Here is a 15,910-nt window from a genome sequence, read left to right as displayed (position 1 = left end):
AGCGAGTTCCCATGTCCGACAACACCCCCGCGGTCGAGATCGCGGGTCTGCACAAGTCCTTCGGTTCCTTCAAGGCCCTCGACGGCCTCGACCTGACCGTCCAGCACGGCCAGGTGGCCGGCTTCCTCGGCCCCAACGGTGCCGGCAAGTCCACCACCATCAAGATCCTGCTCGGGCTCCTGCGCGCTGACGCCGGCACCGCCCGCCTCTTCGGCGGCGACGTCTGGCGTGACGCGGTCGAGCTGCACAAGCGGATCTCGTACGTCCCCGGCGACGTCAACCTGTGGCCGAACCTCTCGGGTGGCGAGTGCATCGACTACCTCACCCGGCTCAAGCCGGGCGGCGACAAGGCGAAGCGCAAGGCACGGAAGGCCGAGCTGCTCGAGCGGTTCGACCTCGACCCGACCAAGAAGGCGCGCACCTACTCCAAGGGCAACCGGCAGAAGGTCGCCCTGGTCGCCGCCTTCCTCGACCAGTCCGACCTCTACATCTTCGACGAGCCCACCTCCGGTCTCGACCCGTTGATGGAGGCGGTGTTCACCGAGTACGCCCGGGAGGCCAAGGCCGAGGGCTCGTCGGTACTGCTCTCCAGCCACATCCTCAGCGAGGTCGAGAAGGTCTGTGACACCGTCACGATCATCCGCGCAGGCGTCGCCGTCGAGTCCGGCACGCTCGACGAGCTTCGCCACCTGACCCGCTCCTCCGTCGTCGCGACCGTCGGCGGTGACCCGTCCGCGCTGAGCAGCCTGCAGGCCGTCAACGACCTCGAGACCAGCCAGAACGGGGCCGGCACCCGGGTCGCTTTCGACGTCGACAACCACGCCGTCGGCGACGTGCTCAAGACCCTGACCGACCTCGACGTACACGGTCTGACCATCACGCCGCCGTCGCTCGAGGAGCTCTTCATGCGCCACTACGGTGACGTCATCGAGTCCTCCGACACCGAGAAGGACGCGTCATGAGTGCGGTCGCGACCGTCGCCCCGCGACGTACTGCCCTGTCGGACTTCACCGGCACCGGCCACCTGGTCTGGTTCATGCTCCGGCGCGACCGGGTCCGGATCGCGGTGTGGACCGTCCTGATCGCGCTGCTCTACCTCGCCTCGCTCGCGCCTGGCGGGGAGTACTCCGTGCTCGACGACGACCCGGAGGCACGGGCCGCCAGGGCGGCGACGCTGAGCAGCCCCGCCATGATCGCCATGGCTGGGCCCGGCTACGGCCTCGACAACTACACGACTGGGGCCGCGGCCGCCAACGAGCTCATCCTGTGGGTGACGATCTCGCTCGCCGTGATGACGATCCTGCAGGTCGTTCGCCACACCCGCGCCGAGGAGGAGTCGGGCCGCTCCGAGCTGATGCGGGCCGGTGTCCTCGGGCGGCACGCGCCGTCGATCGCGGTCATCGTCGAGGTCTTCCTGACCAACATGCTCGTCGCGACCGCCAGCACGCTGGCTCTGGCCGGGGTCGGGCTCGACCCGGTCGACTCGGCGGTGATGTCGTACGGGATTGCGCTCGCAGCGCTGGTCTACGGCGCGGTCGCGCTGGTTACCTCCCAGGTCTCGGAGAGCAGCGGCGGGGCCCTGGGCATGGCCTTCGGCGTTCTCGGTGTCACCTACGTCGCCCGCGTCATCGGCGACATCCAGGAGCCGCTGGGCAGCCCGCTCTCGTGGCTCTCCCCCATCGCCTGGGTGCACCAGACCCGCGTCTTCGTGGACACCCGGATCTGGCCGCTCGGCATCGCGGTGGTCGTGGCGTTCGTGCTCCTCGTGGTCGCCGCCGTCCTCGGCTCCCACCGCGACTTCGGTGCCGGCATGGTGCAGGTACGCCGCGGCCGGGCCGACGCCTCGCCGATGCTCGCCGGCCCGGTGGCCCTGGCCTGGGTGCGCCAGCGCGCCGGCCTGCTGTGGACCACGCTCGGTCTGGCGGCCATGTGGTTCGCCACCGGCACCATCCTCAACGAGGTGCCGAACATGGTCGAGGCGATGGGCGACAACCCGCTCTACGAGGATCTCCTCAAGGGCTCCGGCGACCAGCTCGTACGGACGTTCGCCGCCTTCATCGGCGCCTACTCGGCCTTCGGGGCCGCGGCGTACGGCATCATCATGACGCTCCGGGCCAAGGCGGAGGAGGACGCGACCAGGGCCGCGCTGGTGCTCGCCAAGCCCGTCGCCCGGTTGCGCTGGCTGCTCTCGGGCACGCTGGTCGCGACCCTGGGGTCGCTGGTCGTGCTGTTCAGCGGCATCTGGGCGATGGCCCTCGGTGCGTACGTCGCCGGGCTCGACTCGATCAGCTTCGCCGACTTCACCGGCCTGGCTCTCGCCTACGTGCCCGCGGTGCTCGTGCTTCTCGGGTTCACGCTCGCCCTCTACGCCTGGGTCCCGCGCGCCTCAGGGGCCGCCTGGGCCCTCTTCGGCTGGATGTTCGTGGTCCTCATCCTGGCCGACATGCTCGACCTCCCCGACTGGCTCCGCGGCCTCTCGCCGTACTGGTGGGTCGAGAACACGCTGGTCGACACCATGCCCGCCAGCCACACCCTCGGCCTGCTGGGTGTCGCGGTCGCGCTGCTCCTGGCCGCCCTCGTCGGCTTCCGCCGCCGCGACATCCACGGCTGAGGCCTGCCGAGAAGTCACGTACGCCGGTCGAGTGGGCATCTCAGTGCCCACTCGACCGGCGTTGCTGACGTCTCGGCGGGATCAGGACCCGGTGACCTGGACTCTGCTGACAGAAGCAGGTAGCTCGTGCGGGTCGGGCTTCTCGTAGGCCATAGCGGCGAACGATTCCGGCCCCATCCAGTACGACGTGCTACCGACCCGGTCCTGGGCGTACACCTCGACGTTGTACTCCCCCGAGGGGGCACCCTTGGGAACCGTCAGCGCCGTCGACCAGGTCCCGCTGTTGATGGTCCCAGATGTTCGGGTCACCGCGCTGTTCAGCGCCTCGCACACGCATCGCCCGTCCGGAAACATCCGCGAGAGGCAGATGTCGATGCGGCCGACCCCGGCGATTGCATCGCTCCCGTGCACGGTCACCTTCACCGTTCTCGCCGCGCTCCGGACATCAATCGAAGTCGCACTCAGCGACTGGACCGCGACCGTCGGTGCCTCCCGGTCCGGCGAGGCGTTCGTGATCGTCAGGCTGCCGCCGTAGACAAAGCTGCCGGACGGCCCGGCCCATGCACTCACCCCGATGTTGGCACGCACCCTGCCAGCGGGCGTTCCACGCGGTACCGTGACCGTCTCCTCCCACCAACCGTCTCGTACGCCGCCGGAGACCAGAGCCAGGCTGGGCATGTAGAGGTCGATCGGACTGTCTTCCCCCTCGGCGGGTATCAGATGGCCCTGAATCCGGCCGATCTGGCCATCGTCACTGGCGTGCACCCGCACCTTCACCTTGACATCGCTGGTTCGGGTGTCGATCGTGGAGGGGCTGATCGAGATGCTGTGCACCACCGGCGCCTTGGTGTCCGGCTCACAACCCAGGATCCAGTCGTAGATGTCGTAGCGGCAGGTGTCGGCGCCGCCGTCACCCCAGATCTCATCTCGTCCGAGTCCACCGTTGAGACGATCCGCGTGGTCGCCGCCCCAGATCATCTCGGTTCCGCTTTCACCGAGCACCACGTCGGCACCGGACTCCCCGTGGATCTGGTCATTTCCAGCACCGCCCCAGACGCGGTCATCCCCCGACCCAGCATGTACGAGGTCAGACTGGTTGCCGCCGCGGATCCGGTCGATGCCCTGCTGACCGTTGAGGGTGTCGGAACCATCATCGCCGACGATCTCGTCGCTGCCGTCGCCACCGTTGAGGATGTCGTTGCCGGTGCCACCGGCGAGGACGTCGTTGCCGGTGCCTCCGAAGACACGGTAGTCACGCCCACCCGCGGCGTAGACGTGGTCAGAGCCAGCACCGGCATAGATGGCGTCCGAGTACGGGCCGCCGCGAATCACGTCGGCGCCGCTCTCTCCGTAGATCTCGTTCGTCCCGCTGCCGCCCAGCACCGTGTCGGCGCCGAACCCGCCGTAGATCCGGTCGTTGCCGGTGCCGCCATCAACGACGTCGTTCCCACCGCGCGCGAGGATGCGGTCGCTGCCACCGCGCCCGCAGATCACATCGCGGTGGGACGTCCCGGTCAGCCGGTCCGAACCGGACGTACCGACGATCGTGCAACGTACGCCGGTTGAAGTTGTCGCCGCGCTCGCCGGACTCGCCACGAGCACGGTCGCCGAGGCGGCCATCGCGACGATCCCGGCAAGCAGCGTGCGCCCCGTCAGGAGCACCATTCCTGCCTCCAGAAGATCCTCAGGCCCGCGTCAGCGCGGGCCTGAGGATCGTTCCAGATCCGATACCCCTCGAGGTAGCGAATTGCCGTTCTGTGGAGCGATTGTCGAACGGGTCAGAACAGCAGCGCCGTGCTCGGGTCTCCGACGATCCTGGCCACGTCGGCGAGGAAGCGGGAGCCGGCCTCGCCGTCGATATGGCGGTGGTCGAAGCTGAGCGCGAGGGTGCAGACGTCGCGGGGCTCGATGTGCTCGTCGTCGCCTTCGCCCACGACCCACGGTTGGCGCTTGACCGCGCCGACGGAGAGGATCGCGGACTCGCCCGGGTTGATGATCGGGGCGCCGCCATCGATGCCGAACGGACCGATGTTGGTGATCGTGAACGTCCCGCCGGTCTGGTCGGCCGGCGGGGTCTTGCCGGTGCGAGCGGTGGCGGTGAGCTCGTTGATCGCGGTGCCGAGCTCGACCAGGGACATCCGGTCGGCGCCCTTCACGTTCGGCACCTGGAGACCCCTGGGGGTGGCCGCGGCGATGCCGAGGTTGACGTACTCCTTGAAGACGATCTCCTGGGCGGCCTCGTCCCACCACGAGTTGATGATCGGCGTACGTCGCATCGCCAGCAGCGACGCCTTGGCCACGATCAGCAGGGGGCTGACGCGGACCTCGGCGAAGTCGCGGTTGGCCTTGAGGCCGGCGACCAGCTCGGAGGTACGTGTCACGTCGATCGTCGTCCAGATCGTGACGTGCGGCAGCGTGAACGCGGAGTCCACCATCGCCTGGCCCATCTGCTTGCGCAGGCCCTTGATCGGCTCACGGCGCTCACCACCGACCGGCGCTGCCGGCTCGGTCGACGACGCTGGGGCAGACGTCAGATCCTCCAGGTCGGCGGTGGTGATCACGCCGTCGTCCCGCTCCGGGGTGACGGTCGCCAGGTCCACGCCCAGGTCGCGCGCGAGCTTGCGGGCTGTCGGCTTGGCGAGCACACCGGTTCCCGCGGCGGCTGCCGGCGCGGAGACGGTGCGGTTGCGGCGTACGACTGCGTCTTCCCTGGAGCCGTAGCCGACCAGCGTCAGCGGCTTCTCGGCTTCGTCCGGCTCAGGAGCTGACGCCTCGGCCGACGGGGCTGACGCCTCGGCCGACGGGGCCGACGCCTCGACAGAGTCGCCGATCCGGATGATCGGGGTGCCGACCTGGACCTCGGTGCCGACCTCGACCAGGAGCTCCTGGACGACCCCGGCGTAGGGCGAAGGGAGCTCGACGACGGACTTGGCGGTCTCGATGTCGCAGACCGGGTCGTTGACCTTGATGACGTCACCGACCGCGACGTGCCACTCGACGATCTCGGCCTCGGTGAGACCCTCGCCCACGTCCGGAAGGCGGAACTCGTTGGAGGTCACCATGCCAGGCTCCTGTCGACGGCATCGAGGACCCGGTCGAGGTCGGGGAGGAAGTACTCCTCCGCCCGCGCCGGCGGGTAGGGCGTGTCGAACCCGCCGACCCGCAGGACCGGCGCCTCCAGCGAGTGGAAGCACTGCTCCGTGATCCGGGCGGCGAGCTCGGCGCCGAGGCCGAGGTTGACGTGGGCCTCGTGGACGACGACGGCACGACCCGTACGCCGCACCGACTCGTAGACCGGCGCCATGTCCAGCGGCGAGAGCGTGCGCAGGTCGATCACCTCGACCGACTTGCCCTCCCCCGCGGCCGCCTCGGCGGCGGTCAGCGCGGTCTTCACGGTGGGCCCGTAGGCCAGCATCGTCAGGTCGGTGCCGGTGCGCGTCACCCGTGAGGCGAACAGCGGACCAGGCGTGGCGTCGACGTCGACGTCGGCCTTGGTCGAGTGGTAGAGCCGCTTCGGCTCCAGGAAGATCACCGGGTCGGGATGGGAGATCGCCTGCTGGATCATCCAGTAGGCGTCGACCGGGTCCGAGCAGGCCACCACCTTGAGACCAGGGGTGTGCGCGAACTGCGCCTCCGGCGACTCGCTGTGATGCTCCACCGCGCCGATGCCGCCACCGAACGGGATCCGGATGACCATCGGCATCGCGACCCGGCCGCCGGAGCGGTAGTGGAACTTGGCCACCTGCGAGACGATCTGGTCGTAGGCCGGGTAGACGAACCCGTCGAACTGGATCTCCACCACCGGCCGGTAGCCCCGCAGCGCGAGCCCGACCGCCGTGCCGACGATCCCCGACTCCGCCAATGGCGTGTCGATGACCCGGGCCTCGCCGAAGTCCTTCTGCAGCCCGTCGGTGATCCGGAAGACACCACCGAGCCGGCCGATGTCCTCGCCCATCAGGACGACCTTGTCGTCGTCCTCCATCGCGCGTCGGAGCCCTGCGTTGAGCGCCTTCGCGAGCGTCATCTTCGTCATCGGGAAGCCCCCTCGTGCTCGAAGGAGGAGAGGTACGCCGCGTAGCCGTCGCGCTGCTCCCGCAGCTCATCGGGCAGCTCGGTGTAGACGTTGTCGAAGAGGCGTACGGGATCGGGCTCGGGGAGCGAGTGGATCCCGGCGCGCAGGCGCTCGCCGAACTCCTCCGCCTCGGCCTCCACCTTGGCGAAGAAGGAGGTCGAGGCGCCGCCGCCGCGGCGGAGATAGGCCTCGACCCGGGCGATCGGGTCCTTGAGCTTCCACGCCTCGACCTCGTCGGAGACCCGGTAGCGGGTCGGGTCGTCGGTGGTCGTGTGGGCGCCCATCCGGTAGGTGTAGGCCTCGATCATCGTCGGCCCACCGCCTTCGCGGGCCCGCTTGAGCGCCGACTTCATCACCTCGTACGTCGCCAGCACGTCGTTGCCGTCGACACGGATGCCGGGGAAGCCGAAGCCCTGGGCGCGCTTGTAGAGCGGCACCTTGACCATCTGCTCGACCGGCTCGGAGATCGCCCACTGGTTGTTCTGGCAGAAGAAGACGACCGGGGCGTTGTAGGAGGCGGCGAAGACCATCGCCTCGTTGACGTCGCCCTGCGAGGACGCACCGTCACCGAAGTGGGCCACCACGGCGGTGTCGCGGGTCGGGTCGCCGGTGCCGACGAGGCCGTCCATCTGGACACCCATCGCGTAGCCGGTCGCGTGCAGGGTCTGGGCGCCGATGACGATCGTGTAGAGCCCGAAGTTGTGCTCGGCGGGGTCCCAGCCACCCTGGTCGGTGCCCCGGAAGAGTCCGAGCAACTGCATCGGGTCGACGTCGCGACACCAGGCCACGCCGTGCTCGCGGTAGGTCGGGAAGACGAAGTCCTGGGGCGCGAGTGCCCGGGCGGCGCCGATCTGCGCTGCCTCCTGGCCCAGCAGCTGTGCCCATAGGCCCAGCTCGCCGTGGCGCTGCAGCGCGGTGGCCTCGACGTCGAGGCGGCGGGTCAGCACCATGTCGCGGTAGAAGCCGCGTACGGCCTCGTCCTCAGGTCGGTCGGGTGAGAACTCGAAGTCGGGGTGCGAGACCCGTTCTCCCTCGGGGTTCAGCAGCTGCACCATGTCGGTGTGGCTGGGACTCGGATCCAGAAATTCAGTCATCACGCTTCCTTCACACGGGGTGGGGTTGCCACCGCTGGCTACGCCGATCACGGGCTTGTGATCCGTGGCACATCGGCATAGCCACACGGTACCCGCCCCCGAGGAGAGAAGAGGCCCGAGCGAGATGAACGTAGACAACTAAGCAAGCGCTTAGTAAGTTCTACGGGACGCGATGACGTCCCGGCCCAGGAGATGAGGAACCGATGACCCGATTTGCCCGAGTGGAGTCGCTCAAGAGCGACCTTGGCGTGGCTGACCTGGTGGAACTCCCGGCACCGCAGCTCGACGAGGGTGAGGTGCTGGCACGGATCGAACGCTTCGCCCTGACGACGAACAACATGACCTACGCGGTCTACGGCGACGCCCTGGGCTACTGGAATCTGTTCCCGGCCGAACAGTCCGGGTACGGCTGCATGCCGGCGTGGGGGCACGCGGAGATCGTCGAGTCGAGGGCCTCCGACATCCCCGTGGGGACGCGGGTCTTCGGCTACTTCCCCATCGCGACCCATCTGACGATGCGACCCACGTCGGTCACCTCGCGCAGCTTCGTCGACGGTGCCGGACACCGCACCGGGACGCCTCAGGTCTACAACCTCTACGAGTTCGAACCCCGGGAGTCCGATCCGCGCCTGGACAGCCTCACCGCCATCTTCCGCGCCCTGTTCATCACCTCCTACACCGCCGCCGACTACCTCCGTGATCGCGACTTCTTCGACGCCGAGCAGTTCGTGATCTCGAGCGCCTCGAGCAAGACGGCGTACGGCGCCGCCTACTGCCTCGCCGACTCACCAGCACAGAGGATCGCGCTCACCTCCGCCCGCAACATCGAGTTCGTGAAGGGCCTCGGCCACTACACAGCGACGCATGAGTACGCCGATCTGACAGCCATCGACAGCACCAAACGGACCGTGTACGTCGACCTGTCAGGCGACGGTGACCTGCGCCGCCGGGTGCACGAGCACTTCGGTGACCGGCTTGCGTTCGACTGCCTCATCGGGTCGACCCAAGCCGACGGCTTCCCCGAGGCCGACGACAGCCTCGTGGGACCGGCTCCGGTCTTCTTCTTCGCAGCCCTCCAGCTCGACGCCTACAAGGCCGAGGGCCAGTCGCGCGCGTTCATGCAGCGCTATCGACGCGACGAGCGAGACTTCCTCGAGCGTGTGGGAGGAGCGGAGCAGCCATCGATCGAGCTGCTCGAGCACACCGGCCTCGAGGACGCCCCGGCGGTGATAGCCGGATTCCACGACGGATCGACGGACCCAGCCGTCGGCCACGTCTTCCTCCCCAACGCGGGCTGATTCCCTGTCGAGGGTCGGAATTTCTGTGGTCGCGACCGTGCGGCGTCGCTAGAGTCGCGCCCCCTAGACCACCGGAGGCGCACCATGTCCGATCCGTACGGCTACAGCCAGCCCATCGAACGGCCCACGACCCTGACGTACGCGGTCTACGGGATGTGGCTCGGCGGCCTGCTGAGCGTCGTCTCCTCCGTCTTCCTCCTCACCATGGACACCACCGAGATGAAGACGCTGATGATCACGGAGATGGAGAAGCAGCCGACGTACGACCCCTCCGTCTTCGACGCGCGGGAGATGGCGGACGTGTTCGTCCCGATCATTCAGATCGGCGGCACCGTCTTCGGGCTGATCGCCATCGGGCTGTGGATCTGGATGGCGGTCATGAACGGGAAGGGCCGCAACTGGGCGCGTGTCACCGGCACCGTCTTCGGCTCGCTCTCCCTCGCCGGGAGCCTGTCGACCCTGGGCAACCTCGCCGGCAACGCGGCGCTCGGCGGCGCCACCATGCCGATGTCGGCCGGGAGCACGGTGCTCGCGATCATCGACCCGCTGCTGGTGATCGCGATCCTGGTGCTGCTGTGGGTGCGGCCGTCCTCGGCGTACTTCAACGCGGTCGGCGCTGCGAGGCAGCGACAGCGCACCGGCTACTACGCCGGCTGAAGGAGAATCTGCTTTCAGCCGAGCGCCTCGCGCCCGTGCGGCTTGTCCCGGCGCCGAGTGCGAAGTACTACACCCAGCGGGGGCCGGTGCGCAGTGGTTACCGCCTGGTCCACTGCTGGTTGGCTTGCCCGCTGCCGCAGGCCCAGAGCGTGACCTTCGTGCCGTTGCCTGTGCCCGCACCCGAGGCGTCCAGGCACAGGCCGGACTGCACCCCGGTGATGGTGCCGTTGGCGTTGACGTTCCACTGCTGGTTGGCCTGTCCGTTACAGTCCCAGATGACCACCTTCGTGCCGTTGCCGGCGCCCTGGCCCGCGGCGTCCAGACACTTGTTGCCATACACCTTCAACTCCTTGCCGGCGGTGTAGGTCCACCGCTGGTTGGAGCCGCCCCAGCAGTCCCAGAGCTGCGCGTCGGTACCGTTGGCAGTGTTGACCCCGGTGACCTCGAGGCAGCGACCGGACTGGGCTCCGACGATCTCGGTGCCGCTTGCGGAGCCGACGCTGCCGGGCACCGATCGCAGCGCGTCGTACCAGCGCGAGGCCATCTTGTCGTATCCGGCGGCGGTCGGGTGGACGCCGTCGTCCAGGTCGGCGGCCGTCAGGGCGCTGTGCATGTCGACCAGGTGCACGCGCTTGCCGGCGTTCACCTTGCTCTGCACGATGCCCGGGATCGCCGCGTTGAAGCTGTTCACCGCCGCCTCCCCCTCGCTCCACCCGAGCGGAGTGATCTGCGCGACGAGCACCTGGGCGTTCGGTGCCGTCGTGGTGATGCGGTCGATGAGCGCGGACAGCCGGTTCGGGGCGGTGGAGATGTTGTAGTTCTGCAGGATGTCGTTGGTGCCGATCTGCAGCAGCACCGTGCGCGGCTGGTAGGTGTTCAGCCAGCCGACGATGTTCGCGTCGATCTGGTCGATACGCCAGCCGGGGTGGCCTTCGTGATCGTGGTCGCCGAGGCTCGCCGGCCCGTTGAACTGCGACCCGACGAAGTCCACGGTGTACCCGCCGCCGGCGAGACGCTGCCACAGGCCGATCCGGTACCCGCCGGGCGTCGCCGTGCCCTCGGTGATGGAGTCACCCAGCGGCATGACACGTACGCCGCCGTTGGACTCCGCGCTGGCGGGACTGGTCGGCGCCGTCACCACGGCCACCACGACACCCAGCGCCGCGATCAGTCCGAGCCACCTTGCTCTGGTTCGCATCATCTGCTCCTGGCATTCGTAGGATCATTTTCGTTCGAGGCAGAGGTAGCGGGTGGGCTCGGCAATGCATCGAGCCCACCCGCTACCTCAGAAATGTCTGTGCCGGACCTGCGTCACGCCACTAGCGCTGCAGGGTCAGCACACCCGGCCGGTAGGGCAGGAGGCCGTAGTCCATGCCGTCGGAGCTGGGGTCGCGCCCCTGGTAGAGGAACTGCAGGTTGCACGGGTCGATGGTCTTGGTCTGGTCGGGGTTGGTGCGCACCAGGTCGCCGTGGCTGATGTCGTTGGTCCAGGTGGCGCCACTGTTCGCCTTGCCTGCGAACGGGTTGCTCTGGGTGGCGGCCTGCGGGGTCCACGTGCCGTCGAGGCTGGTGGCCGTGAACGAGCGGAAGAAGCGACCGTTCGACCCCTGGGCCTCGACGATCATGAGGTACTGGTTCTGTCCCTGGACCTTGTAGACCTCGACCGCCTCGAACAGGTTGGCGGCTGTGTCGCTCATGATCTTCGTGTAGCTCGAGCCGAAGCTGCCCGGGAAGTTCCCGAGGGGCATGCTGGAACGGTAGATGTTGCCGAGGTCGTCGGCGAAGAACATGTACATGTTCCTGTCGTCGGCGATGAGGGTCTGGTCGATGGGGGCTCCCAGGGGAAGGGTTGCCGTGGAGAGCTCTTGGTGCGGGCCCCAGCTGTTGGGGTTGGTGGGGTCGCTCGACGTGCGGTAGGAGAAGGTGTACGGCCAGCCCCACTGGTAGGCGAGGACCCAGATGTTCCTCGGGGCGAAGTAGAACAGCGTCGGCGCGACGGCGTTGAAGCTCGTCAACTGGTTCTGGCCGGCCGAGGCCATGTCGGACCAGTTCGTGAAGGGGCTGAAGACCATCGAGTTCCAGGCGTCTCCGGCGTCGTGCGTCGTCCCGTAGACGAGGTACTGGCCGTTGTGCCTGACCGCGGTGAAGTCCTTGAGCGCGACCTGTCCGTTCCTCGGTTGCGCCAGCGGGCCCGTCGAGGTCCAGCGGTACGTCGACGGAAGAGTGCACTGACCGCTGCCGCCGCCGACGCGGACGAGCTGCCACTGCTGGTTGCTGCCGTTCCAGTCGCTGTACTGCACGACGCTGGCGCCGTCGTTGGTCGCCGCGCCCTGGACCTCGACCGCCTTGTTGCTGTTGCGGTTGATCAGGCGCACGTAGCCGCTGTCGGAGTCGGCCAGCCGGAACTGCTGGTTGGCACCGTTGTGGTCGGTCCACTGGTGGATGGCGGCGCCGTCGGCCGTCGACCAGCCGGACACGTCGAGCACCTTGCCCGAGTGCCGCGCCTTGATCCGGTAGTAGCCGCCGCCGGCGTCCACGAACTGGAACTGCTGGTTGGTGGCGTTGGTACGGGTCCACTGGTGGAGACGGGCCCCGTCGGCGGTAGACGCGCCACTGACGTCCAGCGCCTTGCCGCTGTTGCGGTTCACCAGTTCGTACCAGGCAGTGGTGTCGACCGTGGCGGCCGACGCCGGCGTTCCGGTGACCGCGAAGATGCCGCCACCGGCCACCACTGCCGCCACGGTGGCGGCGACGAGCCGCTTCAACCACCGGCGTGGCCGCGACGGCGGCGCGATCGATTGAGAACTAGACAGGGCAGACATGATGATCCTCCTTGATCAGGAAACGGACGCCGCGCCCGAAGAGAGGCGCACCGCGACGCATGCCCGCCACGAAGGTGTTAGCGCTAACATTCTCCGATGGGGGAACCCAGAGTGTGATCGTTAACACACTTCTTCGTCAAGAGGCACGTTCCAGACCCGCAAGCAGGGGGCGACGTCGAATCACGCGCCGTACTCAACCCCGACGACGCGATATCCCGAGGTCTGAGCCGAGCGACTCGCGCCCGTGGGGCTCGTCCCAGCCGCTCAGGTCCGGGCCTGCCGGGACGATCTGCGTCGGGTTCAGGTCGGTGTGGACGACGTAGTAGTGCTGCTTGATCTGGTCGAAGTCGAGCGTCCCGCCGATCCCGGGAGTCTGGTAGAGGTCGCGCGCATAGGCCCACAGCGCGGGGAACTCGACCAGCTTCTGCCGGTTGCACTTGAAGTGGCCGTGGTAGACCGCGTCGAAGCGGGCCAGCGTCGTGAACAGCCGGATGTCGGACTCGGTGAGCTGGTCGCCGACCAAGTAGCGCTGCCCGGAGAGCCGCTCCTCGAGCCAGTCGAGAGCAGCGAAGAGACGTGAGTACGCCGCGTCGTACGCCTCCTGGGAGCCGGCGAAGCCACACCGGTAGACCCCGTTGTTGACCTCCGTGAAGACCCGCTGGTTGACCTCGTCCATCTCCTCGCGCAGCGCCCGCGGCCACAGGTCGGGCGCGTCGTCGGCGAAGAAGTCGGTCCACTCGTGGAAGAAGTCGTGGGTGATCCACGGGAAGTCGTTGGTGACGACCTTGCCGGAGGTCTCCTCGACGATCGCCGGCACCGTGATGCCGCGCGGGTAGTCGGGGTAGCGCTTGAAGTAGGCCTCCTGCAGCCGCTCGATACCGAGCACCGGGTCGACGCCGCCGGGGTCGAGGTCGAAGGTCCACGACCGGGCGTCGTGCGTCGGGCCGGCGAGGCCGAGGGAGATGACGTCCTGCAGCCCGAGCAGGTTGCGGACGATGATCGCCCGGTTGGCCCACGGGCACGCGGCGGCCGCGACCAGCCGGTAGCGGCCCGGCTCGACCGGCCACAACGGCACGTCGCTCGGCCCGAACTCGGGCTTCCGCGCCTCTCGCGTGATCCGGTCCGGGATGTAGTTCATGTCCCGGTTGAACTCAGTGCCCGGTTGTACGTAGGTCGCCTTCTCCCGCATGGGCTCACTCTAACGGTGTGGTTGAATCCTGAAGCGAATCAGAGGAACGTCCAGGCGAGACCCGCCGCCTCCAGGATCAACCAGAACCGCAGCGCACGAGAGATGAGCACCGTGAGCGTGAAGATCGGCAGGTTGAACCGCAACGCGCCGAAGAGCACCGACATCACCGCGAGCGGCGGAAAGCCGGAGAGGCCCGACGCGGCCAGGAGTGCGGTGGCCAGAACCGGGCGACCCGAGGTCCTGGCGTACCAGCGGTCATAGGAGCCCTGCCACTTGGGCGACTCGAGCTTCTTCCTGATCCAGGGGATCTTGGTGGATCCACGACCGGCGTAGTACCAGACCACCTTGCCGCCGGTCTGGCCGAGCCCGGCGACGAACCCGAGCAACGGTGGCCACCAACCGGAGTTCTGGGCGACGACGGACAGGTACGCCTCGGCGTTCATCACCGGGATGAGCGCAGAGCCGAGGCAGAAGAGCAGGGTGCCGATCAGAAGTCTCATCTGGGCACGGGTATGCCGATCCTGAGGAGCCGTCCCAGCGAGACGCACTTCATGATCAGCAGGGCCGTGGCGATCGCCAGCCCCAGCCACATCCAGCCGGTGACCAGCAGCAGGATCGCGAAGAGCCCCGAGTTGAGCGCCTTGCCCGGGTGGGACCAGTTCCACCGCCACAGCGTCCGGTCGATGACGTAGAAGTAGTTCGGGCTCTTGATCGGCCAGGCCAGGTAGGCGATCGAGAGGAAGCAGTCGATCACCATGAACTCCGCCAGGTAGACGAAGATCGCCGGCGACAGGTCGGGCTGCAGGAACGCCAGCCCGACGTAGAACGCCGCCGCGCAGAGACGGTCGGAGAAGATGTCGAGCACGCCGCCGATCCGCGTCTCCTCATCGCGCCACCGGGCGACCGCACCGTCGAGGCTGTCCCCGGCCCAGTAGACGACCAGCGCGATGACCAGGAGCGTCAGGCTGCCCTGCGACGCAGCGCTCGCCGACAGCACCACCGAAGCGATGGTGCGTACGAACGTGATCACCGTCGCCGACGTCCACAGCCGTTCCGACTCGGGCCGGGCGCGCTCCTTGGCGTCGAGGACGACGGCGGTTTCGATCATGGTCCGGAGCATAGAGTGCCGATGGGCGTAGCCCGGTGGAATCGACCCGCGGCTCAGCGCTGTTCGCGCACCAGGGAGGCCACGAAGTCGAGCTTGTCCAGGACCGCGGGTGGGATGACGAAGGGATACAGATCGTCGTGGCCCATGGACCGGTTGATGACGTTCAGCGCAGCCGAGAGGGGCACCCAGATGTCGGTGACGACCTGCCGGAACGGCATCTCGGCGGGCACCGGGTCGGCGAGCCCGTACGCCGCCGCGGACCCGAGCGTGTCGCGGATGTGCAGGTAGTGGGCCCAGGTCTCGGCGAAGTCCTCGAAGGGGTGCATGGTGGCGTAGGTCGAGATGTAGTTCTCCGTCCAGCCCGCGGGCGGTCCTTCGGAGTAGTGGCGCTGGAGCGACTCCTCGTAGGAGACCGACTCGTCGCCGAAGATCTCGGTGCAGCGCTCCATCAGCTCGGGTCCACGGACCAGCTGCCACTCGTAGTAGTGGCCGACCTCGTGCCGGAAGTGGCCGAGCAGCGTGCGGTAGGGCTCGTCGAGCGTCGCCCGGACGTGCTCACGGTAGGCGTCGTCGGACTCGGCCAGGTCGATCGTGATCACGCCGCCGTCGTGACCGATGACCACGTCGGGGGTGGACGCGACGCCGTCGCTGGCCAGCAGGTCGAAGGTGAGCCCCTCGGCCGGGTCCTCGGCCTTGGTGCGGATCTCCAGGCCGAGGTTGTCGAGCTCGACCACGAGGTGTCGTTTCGCCTGTTCGGCGAGGGAGTACTGCTGCTGGACGAACTCGGGCGCGGCTTCGTTGGGCCGGGTCCGGGTCAGCTCGCAGGCGAAGCAGATGCCGCCTTCGATGCGGGCCAGCCAGGTGCATCCCGTCTCGAGCGTGTTGGCGCAGACCCACCAGATGTAGCCCTCGCTGTCGACGTACCTGCCCTCGGACGAGACCGGAACGATCGCGCGCTCCTCGCGGGAGTAGGCGAGCCGGGTGCCGCACGAGACGCACGCCGAGTTCTCGAAGTAGAGACGGTTGCCGCACTCCCGACAGGTGAACGCTTCCATGTCA

The 15,910-nt window shown here is 68.1% G+C and carries 14 protein-coding genes; 4 read left to right on the top strand and 10 right to left on the bottom strand.

Going from position 1 to position 15,910, the window contains the following annotated elements; all coding sequences use genetic code 11:
- The first annotated feature begins 11 nt into the window (after window positions 1-11).
- On the top strand, window positions 12-962 hold the full coding sequence (locus tag ACIO3S_RS22575) for an ATP-binding cassette domain-containing protein (protein ID WP_400467936.1): 951 nt from the start codon (window positions 12-14) through the stop codon (window positions 960-962).
- Window positions 959-2,611 (top strand): ABC transporter permease, encoded by a 1,653-nt coding sequence (locus ACIO3S_RS22570; RefSeq protein WP_400467935.1) that lies wholly within the window; start codon window positions 959-961, stop codon window positions 2,609-2,611. Before ACIO3S_RS22575 ends, ACIO3S_RS22570 begins: the two co-directional genes overlap by 4 nt.
- 81 nt (window positions 2,612-2,692) lie before the next feature.
- On the opposite strand, the gene ACIO3S_RS22565 is transcribed toward ACIO3S_RS22570, so the two are convergent.
- From ACIO3S_RS22565 to pdhA, 4 genes are all read right to left on the bottom strand, one after another.
- Complete coding sequence (locus ACIO3S_RS22565; protein WP_400467934.1) at window positions 2,693-4,276, bottom strand: calcium-binding protein; 1,584 nt, start codon at window positions 4,274-4,276, stop codon at window positions 2,693-2,695.
- Window positions 4,277-4,389: 113 nt separating this feature from the next.
- Complete coding sequence (locus ACIO3S_RS22560; protein ID WP_400467933.1) at window positions 4,390-5,673, bottom strand: dihydrolipoamide acetyltransferase family protein; 1,284 nt, start codon at window positions 5,671-5,673, stop codon at window positions 4,390-4,392.
- A complete protein-coding gene (locus ACIO3S_RS22555) occupies window positions 5,667-6,644 on the bottom strand; it encodes an alpha-ketoacid dehydrogenase subunit beta (protein ID WP_160026532.1) in 978 nt (325 codons plus the stop codon). Before ACIO3S_RS22555 ends, ACIO3S_RS22560 begins: the two co-directional genes overlap by 7 nt.
- Window positions 6,641-7,777: a pyruvate dehydrogenase (acetyl-transferring) E1 component subunit alpha gene (pdhA, locus tag ACIO3S_RS22550; RefSeq protein WP_201451197.1), complete on the bottom strand. Its 1,137-nt coding sequence runs from the start codon at window positions 7,775-7,777 to the stop codon at window positions 6,641-6,643. Before pdhA ends, ACIO3S_RS22555 begins: the two co-directional genes overlap by 4 nt.
- Window positions 7,778-7,980: 203 nt before the next feature.
- Here pdhA and ACIO3S_RS22545 point away from each other — a divergent pair, with 203 nt between their 5' ends.
- Complete coding sequence (locus tag ACIO3S_RS22545) at window positions 7,981-9,075, top strand: DUF2855 family protein (RefSeq protein WP_400467932.1); 1,095 nt, start codon at window positions 7,981-7,983, stop codon at window positions 9,073-9,075.
- An 84-nt stretch (window positions 9,076-9,159) separates the two neighbouring features.
- The gene (locus ACIO3S_RS22540; RefSeq protein WP_400467931.1) at window positions 9,160-9,732 is read left to right on the top strand and encodes a hypothetical protein; all 573 of its coding nucleotides are present in this window, start codon (window positions 9,160-9,162) and stop codon (window positions 9,730-9,732) included.
- Between the two features lie 97 nt (window positions 9,733-9,829).
- On the opposite strand, the gene ACIO3S_RS22535 is transcribed toward ACIO3S_RS22540, so the two are convergent.
- From ACIO3S_RS22535 to ACIO3S_RS22510, 6 genes are all read right to left on the bottom strand, one after another.
- Complete coding sequence (locus ACIO3S_RS22535; protein ID WP_400467930.1) at window positions 9,830-10,930, bottom strand: ricin-type beta-trefoil lectin domain protein; 1,101 nt, start codon at window positions 10,928-10,930, stop codon at window positions 9,830-9,832.
- A gap of 121 nt (window positions 10,931-11,051) precedes the next feature.
- Window positions 11,052-12,554 carry a non-reducing end alpha-L-arabinofuranosidase family hydrolase gene (locus tag ACIO3S_RS22530; RefSeq protein WP_400467929.1) on the bottom strand — a complete coding sequence of 501 codons (1,503 nt, stop codon included), beginning with the start codon at window positions 12,552-12,554 and terminating at the stop codon, window positions 11,052-11,054.
- Between the two features lie 193 nt (window positions 12,555-12,747).
- Window positions 12,748-13,743, bottom strand: coding sequence for a glutathione S-transferase family protein (locus ACIO3S_RS22525; protein WP_400467928.1), 996 nt, complete (start codon window positions 13,741-13,743; stop codon window positions 12,748-12,750).
- Window positions 13,744-13,781: 38 nt separating this feature from the next.
- Window positions 13,782-14,243, bottom strand: a complete 462-nt coding sequence (locus ACIO3S_RS22520; protein ID WP_400467927.1) for a hypothetical protein — start codon at window positions 14,241-14,243, stop codon at window positions 13,782-13,784.
- Window positions 14,240-14,851, bottom strand: coding sequence for a CDP-alcohol phosphatidyltransferase family protein (locus ACIO3S_RS22515; protein WP_350718528.1), 612 nt, complete (start codon window positions 14,849-14,851; stop codon window positions 14,240-14,242). Before ACIO3S_RS22515 ends, ACIO3S_RS22520 begins: the two co-directional genes overlap by 4 nt.
- A 53-nt stretch (window positions 14,852-14,904) precedes the next feature.
- Window positions 14,905-15,906, bottom strand: coding sequence for a putative zinc-binding metallopeptidase (locus ACIO3S_RS22510; RefSeq protein WP_400467926.1), 1,002 nt, complete (start codon window positions 15,904-15,906; stop codon window positions 14,905-14,907).
- Between the last annotated feature and the right edge of the window lie 4 nt (window positions 15,907-15,910).

The organism is Nocardioides sp. NPDC087217, assembly GCF_044744805.1.
Classification (GTDB): Bacteria; Actinomycetota; Actinomycetes; order Propionibacteriales; family Nocardioidaceae; genus Nocardioides.
Note: the sequence above shows the minus strand (reverse complement) of the source record. Positions and strands in the feature narration are given on the sequence as shown.